Below are 16,459 nucleotides of genomic sequence, written 5' to 3'. Positions count from 1 at the left end.
CCGCCCCTCGCCTCATGCAATTTCCAAACCTCAGCCGAGAATGGTGCCCGGCTCGACCTTCACGCCGGGGCCCATCGTCGAGGACACCGCAACGCGCTGGATGTAGGTACCCTTGGAACCGGCCGGCTTGGCCTTCGAGACAGCGTCGGCTAGAGCCTTGATGTTCTCGACCAGCTTCTCCTCGGAGAACGAGGCCTTGCCGACGCCGGCCTGCAGGATGCCGGCCTTCTCGACGCGGAACTCAACCGAGCCGCCCTTGGCACCCTTCACCGCCCCGGTGACGTCCATGGTCACGGTGCCGATCTTCGGGTTCGGCATCAGGCCGCGCGGGCCGAGCACCTTACCGAGACGGCCGACCAGCGGCATCATGTCGGGGGTGGCGATGCAGCGGTCGAAATCGATCGAGCCGTTCTGTACCTTCTCGACCAGATCCTCGGCGCCGACGACGTCGGCACCGGCGGCCTTGGCCTCGTCGGCCTTGGCGCCGCGGGCGAACACGCCGACGCGAAGCGTACGGCCGGTGCCGTTCGGCAGGGTCACGACGCCGCGGACCATCTGGTCGGCGTGACGCGGATCGACGCCGAGATTGATCGCGACCTCGATGGTCTCGTCGAACTTCGCTTTCGCGCGTTCCTTGACCATCTTGATGGCGTCCGCGAGCGGGTAAAGCTTTTCGCGGTCAATGCCTTCGCGGGCTTTGTTCAAACGCTTTCCGATTGCCATGGCCGCTTACCCCGCAACTTCCAGACCCATCGAACGGGCGGAGCCCTCGACCATCTTCATGGCCGATTCGATGGTGTCGCAATTCAAGTCCTTCATCTTCTTCTCGGCGATCTCGCGCACCTGCGCCTTGGTCACCTTGCCGGCCTTGTCACGGCCCGGCGCCTTCGAGCCGGACTGGATCTTGGCGGCCTGCTTGAGGAAGTAGGACATCGGCGGCGTCTTCATCTCGAAGGTGAAGGAACGGTCCGCATAGATGGTGATGATCACCGGGATCGGGGTGTTCTTCTCTTCCTTCTGGGTCTGGGCGTTGAACGCCTTGCAGAACTCCATGATGTTGAGACCGCGCTGACCGAGCGCGGGACCGATCGGGGGCGAGGGATTCGCCGCACCGGCCGGGACCTGAAGCTTCAGGTATCCGGTCACTTTCTTTGCCATGTATCACTCCTGTTGTGCCGGCAGTCGCCGGCGGTTTCAGGTTCGTGGTCTGGGTCGGATGCGGCTGGCAACCGCCCTCTCCCTCCCACGGCCTCTTGTTGCGTAAGACCTAACGCCTCACGCGCGACCCGGTCAGACCTTCTCGACCTGCCCGAATTCCAACTCGACCGGCGTGGCGCGGCCGAAGATCGACACCGCGACCTTCACGCGCGAGCGCGCCTCGTCGATTTCCTCGACCACACCCGAGAACGAGGCGAACGGGCCATCGGCCACGCGCACGTTCTCGCCGATCTCGAACGACACCGACGCCTTCGGCCGTTCCACGCCCTCCTGCACCTGGTGCAGGATCCGCATGGCCTCGGCTTCCGAGATCGGCATCGGCTTGTTCTCGGCGCCGAGAAAGCCCGTGACCTTCGGCGTGTTCTTGATCAGATGAAACGCCTCGTCGGTCAGCTTCATCTTCACCAGCACGTAGCCCGGGAAGAACTTGCGCTCGGCATCGATCTTGCGGCCGCGGCGCACTTCCGTGACCTTCTCGGTCGGCACCAGCACCAGCTCGAACAGGTCCTCGAGCCCGCGCTGCTTGGCCTGCTCGCGGATCGATTCGGCGACCTTCTTCTCGAAGTTCGAATAGGCGTGGACGATGTACCAGCGCTTGTCAGACAGTTGAGCGGTTGCTGTTGCCATCAGTGAATGCCCAGAAGGAAGGTGATGAGGTAGCGGATGATCTGGTCGGCGGCGAAGAAGAAGATCGAGGCCACCGCGACCATGACGAACACCATGATCGTGGTGATCGTGGTCTCGCGGCGGGTCGGCCAGGTAACCTTGGCGGTCTCCGAGCGCACTTCCTGCAAGAACTTGAACGGGCTGACTGCCATCGTCTAGGGTCCAGCGTCCGTCGACAGACGCAACTGAATTTCGGGGATCCGAACAGCCGCCGTTGGCCCAGCCCTCTGTCTCGAAGGATGAGCCGGAAACCGGGCTCGATTGTTCGGGGATTTCAAAGCCGCGCCGGAGATCCGCGTCTAACGGGCCGGCTGCGAGTGCCGGCTATCTACTGCGGTTGGGACCAAAGGTCAAGATAGAGCGGGCCCGCCCGGCCCGGCCGCGCTTCCCGGACGGGAGAGCAGAGCCCATGCGGATCAAGGGCTTACCTGCCCCGCCCCTGCGAGGCGGGGCCACCGCTTCCATCGGCTCCGTCAGGACGCTCCACTGGAGCGCCCGCTTCCTCAGCGCTATCGCCGGTCAGTCGGCGCGGTCGACGATGGAAATGCCCGGCAGCGGCACTACGAACTTTCCGCCTTCGGCGAAATAGCGGGCGTGCTTGGCCCGGATCGGGTCGACATAGCGCCAGGCGAACACGACGACGAACGCCGGCTTGCGCTCGTACAGGGCGACCGGCGGCAGGATCGGGATGTCGTAACCCGGACCGGCCATCACGTTCCCCTTCTTGGGATCGTCGTCGACCAGGAAGTCGATCTTGTTCTCCAGGCCGAACTGCGGCAGCAGCGTCGTGGTGCCGACCGAGACGGCGTAGCCGGCAACGAGCTGCCCGCGCGCATGGGCGGCATCGGCCATCGCGACCAGCTCGTCGCGAATGGCGGCAATCCGCTTCACGTAGGGCGCATAATAGGCCGGCTGATCGACACCAAGCCGGTCCTCCTCGGCAACGAAACGCGCCACCTCGGCCGACGGCTTCTTGGCGCCACCGGCACGCTGCACGGTCACGCGGATCGAGCCGCCCTTGGTCCAGATGTGCTGGACGTCGATCAGCTCCATGCCGAGCCGGGCAAAGAAACGGATCAGCGGCTTGATGTTAAAATACGACAGATGCTCGTGATAGACGGTGTCGAGCAGATTCTTCTCGGTGACGTCGACGCCGTATTGCGTCTCGAAGACGAACAACCCGTCCGGCGCGAGCACGTCGCGAACCCCGATCACCAGCGGATCGAGATCGTCGACATTCGCAATCATGTTGTTGGCGATCACGACACTTGCCGCGCCGTGGCTCTGCAGGATGCGGTGACCGATCGCGTCGGTGAAGAAATCGCCGATCGTCTCGATTCCCGCCTCCGTCGCGCGCCGCGCGATCTCGACGGCGGGATCGACACCCAGCACCCGCATCCCCCGCTCCTTGAAGAAGCCGAGCAGCGATCCATCATTGCTGCCGAGCTCGACGACCAGCGAGCCCGGGGCGATGCCGAAACGGCTGACGACGTCGTTGGCATAGCCCGCGAAGTGCTCCCGCAGGCCGAGCGAGAGCGAGGTGGTGTAGACGTAGTTGCGGTACTGCACCTCCGGATTACCGACATGGAGAATCTGGAGATGACCACAATTCCTGCACAGATGCAGCGCCATCGGCACCGCGGCCCGGAACACGGGATCGTCGACGCTGGCGTCGGGGACCTGGAAGTTCGGCGTGCCGATGGGCATGCCGGCCATCGGGACGACCAGCTCTTGCTTGTCCGAATGACAGAGGCGGCAGGTATGGCGGACGTAGAACAGATTTTTCATCGTTGGACCGAAAAGTGAGAGATGCGTGCGAGTGAGGCAGTCCAAGCCCGTGAACACCGGGCCGGCAGCAACGAGCGCGGGCGGAAGACCGGCACCGCGATCGACAGCGGCAGCTTCAGCGAAAACCGGGCCGCCCGCTTGAACCGCGCCTGCATCGGTTGCTCTCAGGACGCCGGATATTCCGCGCGACCGATCACGAGGTCGATCGCGGCCATCATCCAGAACTGGTGCGTGGTCTCGACAATATTGTAGCTGCGGCTGTCGACGAAGAAATTGACGTCGCCGAGATTGCGCAGGGGATTGTCCGCATTCATCCCCGACAGCGTGACGACGTCGAGCTTCATCGAGCGCGCCTGCGCAACCGCATTGAGGATGTTCTTCGAGCGTCCCGACGAGCTGATCGCGACGAGGCAATCGCCGGTACGGGCGTTCAGCCGCACGGCATGCGCGATCCAGTCCTCGAATCCGAAGTCGTTGGCAAGACACGACATCATGCTCGCATCGCTGAAGCAGAGCGCAGGCACCGATCCGTTCTTCGCAAGATCGATCGCCAGATGCGAGGCTATCCCAGCCGAGCCGCCGTTGCCGATGAAGATGACGCGGCCGCCCTGCTCGCGCACGCGCAACCAGATCGCGCGCGTGGCGGAGATCCCGGCGAAAACGCCATCGTCGATCGCCGTCGCGCGATGCAGCCGCGCCACATAATCGTCGAGGAACGCCTTGTGATCGGGATCGACGGACTCGACAGGCATGGGCTGGCGACTCGCTTGCAGCATCACGTCCTGATACCGGCTATCACCAGGGATTGCAAAGGTATCCTCCTTGCAAAGTCGGCGAGCGGCTGATAGTCGGATTCTCGTTGGCCGGCCTGTTTCGCTGGGCATTCGCATCACGGATGTTTCCCATGAAATGCATTGTCACTGGTGGCGCAGGTTTCATCGGAAGTCACCTCGTCGATCGCCTGCTCGATGATGGCCATGAGGTCATCGCGCTCGATAATTTCGTCATCGGCCGCCCCGAGAATCTGGCGCCACGCGCCGATTCGAGCCGCTTGAAGGTGGTGCGTGCGGACGTCACCGATCTCGAAACGATCAAGCCGTATTTCCACGGTATCGACTGGGTCTTCCATCTTGCGGCGCTGGCTGACATCGTACCGTCGATCGAATCGCCGATTCCCTACCATCGCGCCAATGTCGACGGCACGGTCAACGTTCTCGAGGCGGCACGGCAGGCGGGCGTCAAGCGCTTCGTCTACGCTGCCTCATCGTCCTGCTACGGAATTCCCGACGTGTATCCGACGCCGGAGAACGCCGAGATTCGGCCGATGTACCCTTACGCGCTGACCAAAAATCTCGGAGAGCAGTGCGTCATGCACTGGTGCCAGGTCTACAAGCTGCCCGCGGTCGCGCTGCGCCTCTTCAACGTCTACGGGCCGCGCCATCGCACCACCGGCACTTACGGTGCCGTGTTCGGCGTGTTCATGGCACAGAAGCTCGCCGGCAAGCCCTTTACGGTGGTCGGTGACGGCGAGCAGACGCGTGACTTCACCTTCGTCAGCGACGTCGCCGACGCCTTCGTGACCGCCGCGCACTCCGATATCTCGCATGAAGTACTCAACGTCGGCTCGGACAACACCTACAGCGTCAACCGGCTGGTTGAGCTTCTCGGCGGCGACAAGGTCCACATTCCCAAACGTCCGGGCGAGCCGGATTGCACCTACGCCGACATCACCAAGATCAAGCAGGTCCTGAACTGGACGCCGAAGGTGAAATTCGAGGACGGCGTTGCGACGATGCTGAAGTCGATGGATCAGTACAAGGACGCGCCGCTGTGGACCGTCGACAAGATCGCCGACGCCACCAAGGACTGGTTCAAATATCTCGGTGATGACAAGGGTTCGCCGCGGAAGGCAAGCTCCTGAACAGGTTCACCTGTTATCGTTGCTGTGAGTCGATCGTTCCGCGCGGCCATCTGAGACCTGCCGGCGCTTTGGGTGATTCACATGGGTAGTGCTCCGATAGACAAGCCGGCCGTCCATCCGGCGCCCCACGCCAAGATCAAGACGATCGAGGAGCTCGGCGAGGTGGCACGCGCCGCGCAAGCCAAGGGCCTGACCGTCGCGCTCTGCCACGGTGTGTTCGATCTGGTGCATCTCGGCCACGTCCGACACATCCTGGCGGCGCGCAACGAGGCCGACGTGGTCATCGTGACGATCACCGCCGACCGTTTCGTCAACAAGGGTCCAGGACGCCCGATATTTCCGGAGAGCATGCGCGCCGAGATGCTGGCCGCGCTCGGCACGGTCGACTGGGTCGGCATCAACCAGACCTCCAGCGCCGAGCCGGTGCTCGATGCCGTGCGCCCGGACATCTATGTGAAGGGCTCCGACTATGAAAATCCGGAGGATGACGTCACCGGCAAGATCGCCGCCGAGCGCGAGGCCGTTGAGCGTCATGGCGGGCGAATCGTCTTCACGCGCGACGTGACCTTCAGTTCGTCGTCGCTGCTGAACCGCTACTTCGACATCTACGATCCCCCCTTGCGCGACTACCTGCAGAAGGTCCGCGAAGGCGGCGGCGCCGAACGCCTGCTCAAGCTCATTGACAAGATCCAGGACATGCACGTCGTGCTGGTCGGCGATACCATCATTGACGAATATCAGTATGTCACGGCGCTCGGAAAGGCCTCCAAGGAGAACATCGTCGCCACTCAGTTCAAGAATGGCGAGCAATTCGCCGGCGGCGTCATCGCCGCGGCCAATCACGTCGCAAGCTTTTGCAAATCGGTCGAGATCGTCACGACGCTGGGTGGCAACGACTACCCCGAGGAGTTCATTCGCGCGCATGTCCGCCCGAATGTCACGCTGACACCGATCCGCATTCAAGGCCGTCCGACGACCCGCAAGCTGCGCTACGTCGAGATGGGCTATCTGCACAAGCTGTTCGAAGTCTACACGATGGACGACACGCCGCTCGACGAGACCGCGCGCAAGGAGGTCGACCGCATCACCGCCGAGCGCGTGCGCGGCGCGGACGTGGTCATCGTCACCGACTTCGGTCACGGCATGATCGCATCCAGCACGATCGACACGCTGATCGCGAACGCCAGGTTCCTGGCGGTCAACGCCCAGAGCAACAGCGGCAATCACGGCTACAATCTGATCACGAGATACCCGCGGGCCGACTACATCTGCATCGACGCGCCGGAAGCCCGGTTGGCCGCCACCGACAAGTTCAACGACATCGCGTCGGTGATCCAGGACGGCCTGCACCGCAAGATCGATTGTGGCAACATGATCATCACGCACGGCTCCTTCGGCTGCTACCCCTTCTCGTCGAAGACCGGCGTCGCGCGCGTGCCCGCCTTCACCAAGACCGTGGTCGACACGGTCGGCGCAGGCGATGCCTTCCTGACGATCACAGCGCCGCTGGTGGCGGCCGGCGGCAATATCGAGGACGTCGCCTTCATCGGCAACGCAGCAGGCGCGATCAAGGTCGGCATCGTCGGTCACCGCAACTCGGTCGAGAAGGCGCCGCTCGTCAAGTTCGTCACCGCGTTGTTGAAGTAGCGCGATCGAAGAGTCCGGAGAACGACAGTGATTGATCAGAAATGGAACGTGATGGTCACCGGTGGCGCCGGCTATGTCGGCAGCGTGCTGGTTCCCCAGCTGCTGGCGGCCGGCCACAAGGTCACGGTGCTCGATCTCTTCATGTACGGCGACGACGTCTTCAACGCGGTTCGCGACAATCCGAACCTTCGGCTGGTCAAGGGCGACATCCGCGACGAGGCCGCGATCAAAGAGGCGTTGCGCGGCAACAACGCGGTGATCCACCTCGCCTGCATCTCCAACGACCCCTCGTTCGAGCTGGACCCGGCGCTCGGCAGGTCCATCAACTACGACTGCTTTCGTCCGATGGTGCGCGCTGCGAAGAAAGCCGGCATCAAGCGCTTCATCTACGCCTCCTCCTCGAGCGTGTACGGCATCAAGGAAGAGGCCGAGGTGACGGAGGAGCTGTCCTGCGAGCCGCTCACCGACTACTCCAAGTTCAAGGCGATGTGCGAGACCGACCTCGCCGAAGAGGCCACGGCCGGCTTCGTCACCTGCACGGTTCGTCCCGCCACCGTCTGCGGCTACGCGCCACGGCAGCGGCTCGACGTCGTCGTCAACATCCTGACCAATCTCGCCGTCAACACCGGCCGCATCCGCGTGTTCGGCGGAACGCAGAAGCGGCCCAATCTGCATATCCAGGACATGGCGGCCGCCTATCTGTTCCTGCTTCAGCAGGAAGACGCAAAGATCGACGGCAAGACCTACAATATCGGCTACGAAAACCACTCGCTGATGAAGATCGCCGACATCGTCAAATCCGTGGTCGGAAACAACGTCGAAGTGGCCGTCGAGCCGACCGACGATCTACGCTCCTACCACGTGTCTTCGGAGAAGATTCGCCGCGAGCTCGGATTTGCGCCGACGCACACGATCGAGCAGGCCGTGTCCGGACTCGTGGACGCCTTCAAGGCCGGCCGCCTGCCGAATTCGCTGAGCGATCCCCGGTATTTCAACATCAAGATGATGCAGAACATCAGCCTGAAGTGAGCGGCGTGCGGATCGGCATCGATTTCGACAACACCATCATCTGCTACGACAAGGTCTTTGCCGCCGCCGCGCGGCAGCGTGGGCTGGTGCCGGAGGGCTGGGTCGGGGTGAAGACCGAGGTGCGGGATCTCTTGCGGTCCCGCGCCGGCGGTGAGCTGGCCTGGCAGGGGCTGCAGGGCTTCGTCTACGGCAAGGGCATCGGCGGCGCCGAGATCTACCCCGGAGTCCGCGAGTTCCTTGCGGCGTGCCGCAAGGCCGGCGCGAACGTTTACATCGTCAGCCACAAGACCCAGTTCGGCCATCAAGACCCCGACCGCGTCGACTTGCGCGAGGCCGCGCGCGGCTGGTTGAAGAGCGCCGGTCTCATCGACGCCGCCGATGCGGCGCTGGCAGCGGGCGACGTCTATTTCGAGGACACGCTGGCGGCCAAGGTCGAGCGGCTCGCGAACCTCAAGCTCGATGTCTTCATCGACGATCTCGTCGATGTCTTCGAGCAGCCGCATTTTCCGAAAGCGACGCGATCGATCCTGTTCACGCAGTCGCGGCCTCCTCATCCCGATCATTGCGAGCCTATCGCGACCTGGGCGGATATCCACCGCGGAGTGTTCGCGCCATGAGCGAGCTGGACCTCAGCGCGCAGGATGCGATCGCGATTGGCAGCCACCTGGCCGGGGCGCGCGTCACAGCCGCCCAGCCGGCGCGCTCCGGCGGCAACAACCGGGTGTTTCGGCTGGAAATGGCAGAGGGACCGCCCCTCGCTCTCAAGCATTATCCGTCCGACGGGCGCGATCGCCTGGGACAGGAATACGACGCGCTCACATTTCTGTCGCGCCACGGCATCGATTCGGCGCCGCGGCCAATCGCGAAGGACGCGAATGCGTCCTGTGCCCTCTATCAATGGTTCGACGGTGAGGCAGCAGTCCTGCGGCCCCGGCACGACGATGCCGACCAGTTGGCCGATTTCCTGATCGAACTACAGAAGCTGCGCGACGCGGAAGGTGCGCAGGCTTTGCGGAACGCATCCGCCAGCATCTTTTCGCCCGAGCAAGCCGTCGCCCAGTACGAGCTGCGCCTCGACGGATTGAGGCGGGCTGCGGACGATCATCCGGACCTGCGCGCGTTCATCAACAACAGCCTGGTTCCCAGCACTGCCGCAGCCGTTACGCGACTGCGTCGACGCTATGCGGAACTGGGGCGAGATCCCGCCACGAACCTCCTGCCCGCGCATCGCGCATTGAGCCCGTCGGATTTCGGACTGCACAACGCGCTGCGCACCGAAGACGGCCGGCTGCGCTTCATCGACTTCGAATATTTCGGCTGGGACGATCCGGTCAAGCTGGTGTCCGACACCGCGATTCACCCGGGCAGCGATCTGCCCGAGGCCGGCGCGAATCGGATCATCGAACGACTCTCGCGCATGTTCGAGGCCGGCGATGACGCCTTTGCGATCCGCCGGACCGTACTGTATCCTGTGTTCGGGGCGATTTGGTGCCTGATTGTCCTGAATGCCTATTTGCCGGAAAGCCGCTCCCGACGCGCGATGGCCGCGCAAGGTGGCGATCTGACGGTCCGCCTTGCCGGTCAGCTCGACAAAGCCCGCCGGCTTCATCAAGCGATTTGCCAACGTGATCCAGATCTCACCCCACGCTGAAGCCGCCCTCACCTGCACGCTGGACGAGCGCAGTCTCCATTTGCGCCGCCTGGTCCTCGGCTCTGTCCGTTCGGCTGGACGCGGCCATGTCGGTCCGGCGCTGTCGCTGATCGAGATGGTCCGCGTGCTCTACGACGACGTGCTGCGGATCGACCCGAAGAACCCACGCGATCCGAATCGCGACCGCGCGATCCTCAGCAAGGGACACGGTTGTCTCGCGCTCTACGCGCTGCTGGCCGATCGCGGTTTCTTCCCGCTGTCGGAGCTGGACGGCTTTTGCGGCCCCGACAGTATCCTCGGCGGACATCCCGAATACGGCATGGTGCCGGGGGTCGAGGCATCGACCGGCGCGCTCGGACACGGCCTGTCGATCGGCGTCGGTCTTGCGCTCGCAGCCCGCATGCGCGAGCGCAACTACCGGACCTTCGTGCTGCTCGGCGACGGCGAGATCAACGAGGGATCGGTGTGGGAGGCCGCCATGGGCGCGGCCAAGCACGGGCTGGACAATCTCGTCGCGCTGATCGACTACAACAAGCTGCAGAGCTACGGCCCCACCGACTATGTGCTGCCGCTGGAGCCGCTCGCGGACAAATGGCGCAGCTTCGGCTTTGCCGTTCAGGAGCTCAACGGTCACGACGTCGGCGCCCTGCGAACCGTGCTGAAGCAGGTCCCGGCCGTTCCGGGCAAGCCCACCGCAATCATCTGCCATACCGTCAAGGGCAAGGGTCTGCCTGCCGCAGAATCCAACGCCGACTGGCATCACAAGAACAAGCTGACCGACAGCGAGCTCGACGCCATCCGCGTCGCCGTCGGCGATTTTTGATCGGCTCCCCATGCGCAACACCGCGATGAACATGGTCCACAAGCTCGCCGCAAGCGACGAGCGTGTGCTTTACATCGGCTCCGATCCCGGCGCCGGCACCTTGCGCGCGATGAGCAAGGAGTTTCCCAAGCGCCATCTGATCGAGGGCATTTCGGAAGCGCACGTCATCGGAATGTCGGCCGGTCTCGCGATGGAGGGCTTCGTGCCTTACGTCAACACCATCGCGACCTTCCTCACCCGCCGCTGCTACGAGCAGGTGGCCGTCGATCTCTGCCTGCACAATCTGCCGGTGCGGCTGATCGCCAATGGCGGGGGCCTCGTCTACGCGCCGCTCGGCCCCACCCACCAGGCCATCGAGGACATCGCGATCATGCGGGCGCTGCCGAACATGACGGTGGTCTGTCCGTGCGATGCCGACGAGGCCGCACGCCTGATGGAAAAGACGCTCGACTGGACCGGGCCGATCTACATCCGGCTGGGCAAGGGCGGCGATGCGATCGTCTCGAAGGCCGAGCACGGCTTTGAGATCGGCAAGGCCATCCTGATGCGACCGCCGGGCGACGTCCTCATGGTGAGCACCGGCATCATGCTTCAGCGCGCAATCGCCGCCGCCGACCTGCTGGCCGCGGAAGGCATTCGCGCCGGCATCCTGCACATGCATACCGTGAAGCCGCTCGACGCCGATGCGCTGCTGCAGGCGGTCCGCGGTATCAAGCTGGTGGCAACGCTGGAGGAGCACGTGCCTTCGGGCGGCCTCGGCAGTGCGGTCGCCGAGACGCTGATCGACAAGCTCGGTTCAGGCCTGCCGGCGATGCTGCGGCTGTCGCTGCCGGACCGCTTCATGCACAATTACGGCTCGCAGGATTCACTGCTGAAGAAGCACGGACTTTCCGCCAATGCCATTGCGACCTCGATCGAGCATGCGCTCGCGGCGTCGCGCCCCTCCGCTCCTCAACTTCATTCCACCTGACGGGTCACATGTACGACGTTCGATATTCCTATCTGCTCGAGCAATTCGCCGACCCCGCCCCCATCCTGGCCGAGATCGGCCGGCTGGTTGCGACCGGTGACTTCACCCTTGGCAAGCCCGTCGCCGAATTCGAGAAGCGCTTCGCCGAACTGATCGGTGTGCGTCACGCCATCGGCGTCGGCTCCGGCACCGACGCGCTCAAGCTGCCGCTCAAGGCGCTCGGCATCGGCCATGGCGACGAGGTCATCACCGCCGCCAACACGTTCATCGCGACCGTCGGCGCGATCGCCGAAACCGGCGCCACGCCGGTGCTGGTCGACTGCGACGATTCCTTCTGCATGAACGTCGACCAGGTCGAGGCGGCGATCACCGAGAAGACCAAGGCGATCATGCCGGTTCAGCTGACCGGCGAGGTCACCGACATGGGCAAGCTGATGCCGATCGCGCAGCGGCACAACCTGCCTGTGGTCGAGGACGCCTGCCAGGGCATCCTGTCGGAGTTTGCCGGAAAGCGTTCCGGCACCCATGGCATCGCAGCCGGATTCTCCCTGCATCCGCTCAAGAACCTTAACGTCTGGGGCGATGCCGGCGTCGTCGTCACCAATGACGACGGCATGAACGAGAAGCTGCGCCTGATCCGCAACCACGGCATGAAGAACCGCGACGAGATCGCGATCCTCGGCTGCAATTCGCGGCTTGATTCGCTCCAGGCGGTCGTCGGCAACTGGCTGATCGGCCAGACCAGCGAGATCACGCGGCGCCGGATCGAGAATGCCGCCTATTACGACGCCGGTCTTGCCGGCCTGCCTGGCCTGCGCGTTCCGCCGCGCCGGCCCAATGTGAAGCACGTCTACCATCTCTACATGGTGTTCGCCGAACGCCGCGACGAGCTCTACAAATACTGCCTGGACAATGGCATCGAGGCCAAGATCCACTATCCGATCCCGCTGTATCAGCAGGAAGGCCTGAAGCATCTCGGCTACGCGCCCGGCACTTTCCCGGTCACCGACCGCCACGCCAGGGAAGTCATCAGCTTCCCCGTCGACCAGCATCTGACGCGCGCCCAGCAGGACCGCGTCATCGAAACCGTCAGGACGTTCTGCCATGGACGCTGACACCGGCCGCCGGCGCGTCGGTTACGTCAATCTTCCCGCACAATTCGAGGAAGAGCGCGCCGAGATCATGCAGGCGGTCGAGGGCGTGTTCCAGCGCGGCGACTTCATCGGCGGCGCGGCAGTTGCCAAGCTCGAGGAGGAATTGTCGGCCTATCTCGGCTCTCCCCACGTGGTGACGCTGAATTCCGGCACCGACGCGCTGATCCTTGCCATGCGGGCGCTCGACATCGGTCCCGGCGACGAGGTCATCACCCCGCCGAATTCGTTCGTGGCATCGACCGCCGCGATCATCGCGGTCGGCGCGAGGCCTGTCTTTGCGGACGTGCTGCCGGACCAGAACATCGATCCCGCCGCGGTCGAGGCGGCCGTCACGGCGCGCACCAAGGCGATCATGCCGGTGCATCTGACCGGGCGCATGGCGGACATGAACCCGCTGATGGCGATCGCCGCCAAGCACGCGCTCGCGGTGATCGAGGACAGCGCCCAGGCGATCGGCTCGACCTATGACGGTCGGATGAGCGGCACCATCGGCACGTTCGGCTGCTTCTCGGCCCACCCCCTGAAGAATCTCAATGCTGCCGGCGATGCCGGCTTCCTCGTCACCGCCGATACAGAGCTCGCCGCAAGAATCCGCCGGCTGCGCAATCATGGCCTGATCAACCGCAGTGACGTCCAGGAATGGGGCGTCGTGTCACGGCTCGACACGTTGCAGGCCGAGGTGCTGCGCATTCGCCTGCGTCACCTGCCCTCGGTGATCGAGCGGCGGCGGCGCAATGCCGCGCAATACCGCGCCGAGCTCGCAGGGGCCCCCCTCTTCATTCCGCCCTGCCGCAACATCGAGTGCAACACCTTCCACACCTTCGTGGTGCAGACCGACCGCCGCGACGACTTGCAGAAATACCTGGCGGGCAAGGGCATCGAGACCGCCATCCACTATCCGGTCCCGATCCACCTGCAGCCGGCGGCGGCGCATCTGGGTCACGGCCGCGGCGCGTTCCCGGTGACCGAGCGGCAAGCGGACCAGATCCTCACGCTTCCCATCAACCAGTTCCTGTCGGCCGCCGATATCAGCTATATCTGCGCGACCGCCCGGGAGTATTTTGCATGACGGATACGGACTTCCTTCAGGCCGACGAACAGGCGCTGGCGCAGCGTTTCATCGACGACGGCTTCGTCACCACCCCGGCCGACGACCGCGCCGGGCTCGACCGGATCCAGCGGCGCGCCGCCGAGCTCGCGGCGGACTATCTGAAGCTGCCGCACAGCAACGATCCCTATGCGATGCTGGACAGCATCCACACGCGCGTGAGCGTGGACGATCTCAACGGCCTGCGGCTGCACGTCTTCAACGGCCTCAATGCCGAGCCGTGGTTCCGGCCGACCTATTTCCGTCTGGCGCGCTCGACGATCGAGATCATCGTCGGCAACGAGCTCTGCATGCAGCGCCGCGTCAATCTGAGCATCCAGCTTCCCGGCGACACCTCGTCGCTGCTCGCCACCCATTCCGACGTGTGGTCGGGCGACTCGCCGTTCGAGGTCGTGGTCTGGGTGCCGCTGGTCAACGTGCACCGGACCAAGTCGATGTATCTGCTGCCGCCGTCCCTGAACGGCGAGATGCAGGACCGGATGGCCGATCTGCGCAGCGCCGAGGAGCTGTACAGGACGATCAAGCCGCACGCGACCTTCATCGAGATTCCCTACGGTCACGTGATGCTGTTCAACCAGACGCTGATGCACGGCAACCGCGTCAACGAGGAACCCGGCACGCGCTGGAGCATGAACTGCCGCTTCAAGAGCATCATGTCGCCTTACGCGGACAAGCGCTTCGGCGAGTTCTTCGAGCCGATCCTGCTGCGCCCGGCGACACGGGTCGGCATGCAGTACAAGCTGCCGGGAGGCTTCCATGGCTGAGCGCACTGGCCATCGCGGCTATATCGGCGCCCGGCCGTTGAACGGCAGCCGCACTCCGCAGCACGTCCAGAACATCGTGATCCGCGATTACGCGCGGCGGAAGAACCTGCAATATCTGCTCAGTGCCGCCGAGCACACCATGCCCGGCAGCTACATGGTGCTCGAGGATATCCTGGACGAGCTGCCGCAGCTGCGCGGCCTGATCCTGTACAGCATCTTCATGCTGCCGCCCGACGAGGCTCGCCGGCGACAGATCTACGACCGCGTATTGCGCGAAGGCTGCGACCTCCACGCGGCCGTCGAGGAGATCACGCTGTCGTCGCAGAAGGACATCCAGGCGATCGAGGATATCCTGCTGGTCAACAAATTCGCGACCATCCTGTGACGATGCCGCGATCCGGTTAGCGACCATGGCCGAGATCAACCTGCTCCAACCGATGCACGCGTCGACCCGGCGGAACTACGTTCAGCGCGTGATCGAGCACGACAAGGCGGAATCCGCCACGGTGGCGCGACAATGGGGGCGCGACTATTGGGATGGCGACCGGCGCTACGGCTATGGCGGCTATCGTTATGATGGCCGCTGGCGTCCGCTCGCCGAGACCCTGATCAATCGCTACGGCATCAAGCCCGGCATGAGCGTGCTCGACGTCGGCTGCGGCAAGGGCTACCTGCTGTACGAGTTCACCCAGCTCGTCCCCGACCTCAAGATCGCCGGCATCGACATCTCCGAATACGGCATCGCCAACGCCAAGGAGGAGGTGCGGCCGCACTTGAAGGTCGGCAGCGCCGTCGAGCTCCCCTATCCCGACCACAGCTTCGATCTCGTGGTATCGCTCGGCGTGCTGCACAACCTACCGCTCGAGGAGGTGTTTCGCGCGGTGGGTGAGATCGAGCGCGTCGGACGCGGCACCTCGAAATATCTGATGGTGGAATCCTTCCGCAACGAGCGCGAGAAGGCCAATCTGCTCTACTGGCAGCTCACCTGCCTGAGCTTCCACGGCCCGGAAACCTGGGCGTGGATCTATCACAAATGCGGGTATCGGGGCGACCATGGGTTCATCTTCTTCGAATGAGGCTGCGGGCCGGCGCCGGTCGACGTCGCTGCGCGCGCAGAATCCCGAAGTCTATTATTCGGACGACGCCATCGTCACGGCGGACGACGCCACGATTGCGGAGCTGAAGCGCATCGCCGCGGCCAACCCGCGCCTGCGCAGCCGGCTGTGCACCCATCCGGATCCCTCGTCCGGCCTGCATGAGATGCTGATCGTGCATCACCGCGAGGCCTATGTGCGGCCCCACAAGCATTTTGGCAAACCAGAATCGTTTCACCTGATCGAAGGCACCGCACAGGTCGTGATCTTCGAGGACGACGGCCGCATTCGCGACGTGCTCGAGATGGCGCCATACGGCCGGGGCGCTCTCTGCTATTACCGGATGCCGGAACAGGTCTTTCACTCGATCCTGATCACCTCGGAATGGCTGGTGTTCCACGAAACCACCGCCGGTCCGTTCGATCCCTCACGCACTGCTTTTCCCGACTGGGCGCCCGATGGCAGCGACGCCGCAAAGGTGCAGGACTACGTCACGAGGGTTGGCGCACTCGCCGCGGAGCATCTGCGGGGACGCTAGCCTCGAATGCTGTTGCCGCTCCATTACGCTGCGACAGATCGAGGACGAACCAAGCGAGGAAGGCTGGTACGAAAGCGTCGCAACAGCA

The 16,459-nt window shown here is 64.1% G+C and carries 19 protein-coding genes; 13 read left to right on the top strand and 6 right to left on the bottom strand.

The window, feature by feature from the left end:
• Positions 1–30 precede the first annotated feature (30 nt).
• The 6 genes from rplA to P6U31_RS15275 all read right to left on the bottom strand — a co-directional run bounded on the left by rplA (position 31) and on the right by P6U31_RS15275 (position 4,424).
• The gene (gene rplA / locus P6U31_RS15300) at positions 31–723 is read right to left on the bottom strand and encodes a 50S ribosomal protein L1 (RefSeq protein ID WP_018647230.1); all 693 of its coding nucleotides are present in this window, start codon (positions 721–723) and stop codon (positions 31–33) included.
• 6 nt (positions 724–729) lie between these two features.
• Positions 730–1,158: a 50S ribosomal protein L11 gene (rplK, locus tag P6U31_RS15295; protein ID WP_011088164.1), complete on the bottom strand. Its 429-nt coding sequence runs from the start codon at positions 1,156–1,158 to the stop codon at positions 730–732.
• Between the two features lie 132 nt (positions 1,159–1,290).
• On the bottom strand, positions 1,291–1,845 hold the full coding sequence (nusG, locus tag P6U31_RS15290) for a transcription termination/antitermination protein NusG (protein ID WP_028177956.1): 555 nt from the start codon (positions 1,843–1,845) through the stop codon (positions 1,291–1,293).
• Positions 1,845–2,036 (bottom strand): preprotein translocase subunit SecE, encoded by a 192-nt coding sequence (gene secE / locus P6U31_RS15285; RefSeq protein WP_007611620.1) that lies wholly within the window; start codon positions 2,034–2,036, stop codon positions 1,845–1,847. Before secE ends, nusG begins: the two co-directional genes overlap by 1 nt.
• 367 nt (positions 2,037–2,403) lie before the next feature.
• Entirely contained in the window at positions 2,404–3,672 is a 1,269-nt protein-coding gene (locus P6U31_RS15280; RefSeq protein ID WP_407189244.1) for a methyltransferase domain-containing protein, read from the bottom strand.
• Positions 3,673–3,836: 164 nt separating this feature from the next.
• Positions 3,837–4,424, bottom strand: a complete 588-nt coding sequence (locus P6U31_RS15275; protein WP_407189243.1) for an SIS domain-containing protein — start codon at positions 4,422–4,424, stop codon at positions 3,837–3,839.
• Positions 4,425–4,576: 152 nt separating this feature from the next.
• Here P6U31_RS15275 and P6U31_RS15270 point away from each other — a divergent pair, with 152 nt between their 5' ends.
• The 13 genes from P6U31_RS15270 (at position 4,577) to P6U31_RS15210 (ending at position 16,371) form a co-directional block, all read left to right on the top strand.
• A complete protein-coding gene (locus P6U31_RS15270; RefSeq protein WP_407189242.1) occupies positions 4,577–5,593 on the top strand; it encodes an SDR family oxidoreductase in 1,017 nt (338 codons plus the stop codon).
• Between the two features lie 81 nt (positions 5,594–5,674).
• Positions 5,675–7,240, top strand: coding sequence for a PfkB family carbohydrate kinase (locus tag P6U31_RS15265; protein ID WP_407189241.1), 1,566 nt, complete (start codon positions 5,675–5,677; stop codon positions 7,238–7,240).
• 27 nt (positions 7,241–7,267) lie between these two features.
• Positions 7,268–8,269 (top strand): NAD-dependent epimerase/dehydratase family protein, encoded by a 1,002-nt coding sequence (locus P6U31_RS15260; RefSeq protein ID WP_407189240.1) that lies wholly within the window; start codon positions 7,268–7,270, stop codon positions 8,267–8,269.
• A gap of 5 nt (positions 8,270–8,274) precedes the next feature.
• Complete coding sequence (locus tag P6U31_RS15255) at positions 8,275–8,886, top strand: hypothetical protein (RefSeq protein WP_407189239.1); 612 nt, start codon at positions 8,275–8,277, stop codon at positions 8,884–8,886.
• Entirely contained in the window at positions 8,883–9,920 is a 1,038-nt protein-coding gene (locus P6U31_RS15250; RefSeq protein ID WP_407189238.1) for an aminoglycoside phosphotransferase family protein, read from the top strand. The genes P6U31_RS15255 and P6U31_RS15250 overlap by 4 nt, the downstream gene beginning before the upstream one ends.
• A complete protein-coding gene (locus P6U31_RS15245) occupies positions 9,895–10,743 on the top strand; it encodes a transketolase (RefSeq protein WP_407189237.1) in 849 nt (282 codons plus the stop codon). The genes P6U31_RS15250 and P6U31_RS15245 overlap by 26 nt, the downstream gene beginning before the upstream one ends.
• Positions 10,744–10,753: 10 nt before the next feature.
• Positions 10,754–11,713, top strand: coding sequence for a transketolase family protein (locus P6U31_RS15240; RefSeq protein ID WP_407189236.1), 960 nt, complete (start codon positions 10,754–10,756; stop codon positions 11,711–11,713).
• Positions 11,714–11,721: 8 nt separating this feature from the next.
• The gene (locus P6U31_RS15235; RefSeq protein WP_407189235.1) at positions 11,722–12,828 is read left to right on the top strand and encodes a DegT/DnrJ/EryC1/StrS family aminotransferase; all 1,107 of its coding nucleotides are present in this window, start codon (positions 11,722–11,724) and stop codon (positions 12,826–12,828) included.
• On the top strand, positions 12,818–13,936 hold the full coding sequence (locus P6U31_RS15230) for a DegT/DnrJ/EryC1/StrS family aminotransferase (RefSeq protein WP_407189234.1): 1,119 nt from the start codon (positions 12,818–12,820) through the stop codon (positions 13,934–13,936). Before P6U31_RS15235 ends, P6U31_RS15230 begins: the two co-directional genes overlap by 11 nt.
• Positions 13,933–14,739 carry a sporadic carbohydrate cluster 2OG-Fe(II) oxygenase gene (locus P6U31_RS15225; protein WP_407189233.1) on the top strand — a complete coding sequence of 269 codons (807 nt, stop codon included), beginning with the start codon at positions 13,933–13,935 and terminating at the stop codon, positions 14,737–14,739. Before P6U31_RS15230 ends, P6U31_RS15225 begins: the two co-directional genes overlap by 4 nt.
• On the top strand, positions 14,732–15,124 hold the full coding sequence (locus P6U31_RS15220) for an LIC12192 family sporadic carbohydrate cluster protein (protein WP_128926364.1): 393 nt from the start codon (positions 14,732–14,734) through the stop codon (positions 15,122–15,124). Before P6U31_RS15225 ends, P6U31_RS15220 begins: the two co-directional genes overlap by 8 nt.
• A gap of 25 nt (positions 15,125–15,149) precedes the next feature.
• Positions 15,150–15,815, top strand: a complete 666-nt coding sequence (locus P6U31_RS15215; protein ID WP_407189232.1) for a class I SAM-dependent methyltransferase — start codon at positions 15,150–15,152, stop codon at positions 15,813–15,815.
• Complete coding sequence (locus P6U31_RS15210) at positions 15,793–16,371, top strand: WbuC family cupin fold metalloprotein (RefSeq protein ID WP_407189231.1); 579 nt, start codon at positions 15,793–15,795, stop codon at positions 16,369–16,371. Before P6U31_RS15215 ends, P6U31_RS15210 begins: the two co-directional genes overlap by 23 nt.
• Positions 16,372–16,459 lie beyond the last annotated feature (88 nt).

The sequence above is a fragment of the Bradyrhizobium centrosematis genome, assembly GCF_045571495.1.
Classification (GTDB): Bacteria; Pseudomonadota; Alphaproteobacteria; order Rhizobiales; family Xanthobacteraceae; genus Bradyrhizobium; species Bradyrhizobium centrosematis.
Note: the sequence above shows the minus strand (reverse complement) of the source record. Positions and strands in the feature narration are given on the sequence as shown.

Coding starts and splice junctions, on each gene's coding strand:
- rplA (WP_018647230.1), bottom strand. CDS start 723: ATGGCAATCGGAAAGCGTTTGAACAAAGCCCGCGAAGGCATTGACCGC.
- rplK (WP_011088164.1), bottom strand. CDS start 1,158: ATGGCAAAGAAAGTGACCGGATACCTGAAGCTTCAGGTCCCGGCCGGT.
- nusG (WP_028177956.1), bottom strand. CDS start 1,845: ATGGCAACAGCAACCGCTCAACTGTCTGACAAGCGCTGGTACATCGTC.
- secE (WP_007611620.1), bottom strand. CDS start 2,036: ATGGCAGTCAGCCCGTTCAAGTTCTTGCAGGAAGTGCGCTCGGAGACC.
- P6U31_RS15280 (WP_407189244.1), bottom strand. CDS start 3,672: ATGAAAAATCTGTTCTACGTCCGCCATACCTGCCGCCTCTGTCATTCG.
- P6U31_RS15275 (WP_407189243.1), bottom strand. CDS start 4,424: ATGCCTGTCGAGTCCGTCGATCCCGATCACAAGGCGTTCCTCGACGAT.
- P6U31_RS15270 (WP_407189242.1), top strand. CDS start 4,577: ATGAAATGCATTGTCACTGGTGGCGCAGGTTTCATCGGAAGTCACCTC.
- P6U31_RS15265 (WP_407189241.1), top strand. CDS start 5,675: ATGGGTAGTGCTCCGATAGACAAGCCGGCCGTCCATCCGGCGCCCCAC.
- P6U31_RS15250 (WP_407189238.1), top strand. CDS start 8,883: ATGAGCGAGCTGGACCTCAGCGCGCAGGATGCGATCGCGATTGGCAGC.
- P6U31_RS15240 (WP_407189236.1), top strand. CDS start 10,754: ATGCGCAACACCGCGATGAACATGGTCCACAAGCTCGCCGCAAGCGAC.
- P6U31_RS15235 (WP_407189235.1), top strand. CDS start 11,722: ATGTACGACGTTCGATATTCCTATCTGCTCGAGCAATTCGCCGACCCC.
- P6U31_RS15230 (WP_407189234.1), top strand. CDS start 12,818: ATGGACGCTGACACCGGCCGCCGGCGCGTCGGTTACGTCAATCTTCCC.
- P6U31_RS15225 (WP_407189233.1), top strand. CDS start 13,933: ATGACGGATACGGACTTCCTTCAGGCCGACGAACAGGCGCTGGCGCAG.
- P6U31_RS15220 (WP_128926364.1), top strand. CDS start 14,732: ATGGCTGAGCGCACTGGCCATCGCGGCTATATCGGCGCCCGGCCGTTG.
- P6U31_RS15215 (WP_407189232.1), top strand. CDS start 15,150: ATGGCCGAGATCAACCTGCTCCAACCGATGCACGCGTCGACCCGGCGG.
- P6U31_RS15210 (WP_407189231.1), top strand. CDS start 15,793: ATGGGTTCATCTTCTTCGAATGAGGCTGCGGGCCGGCGCCGGTCGACG.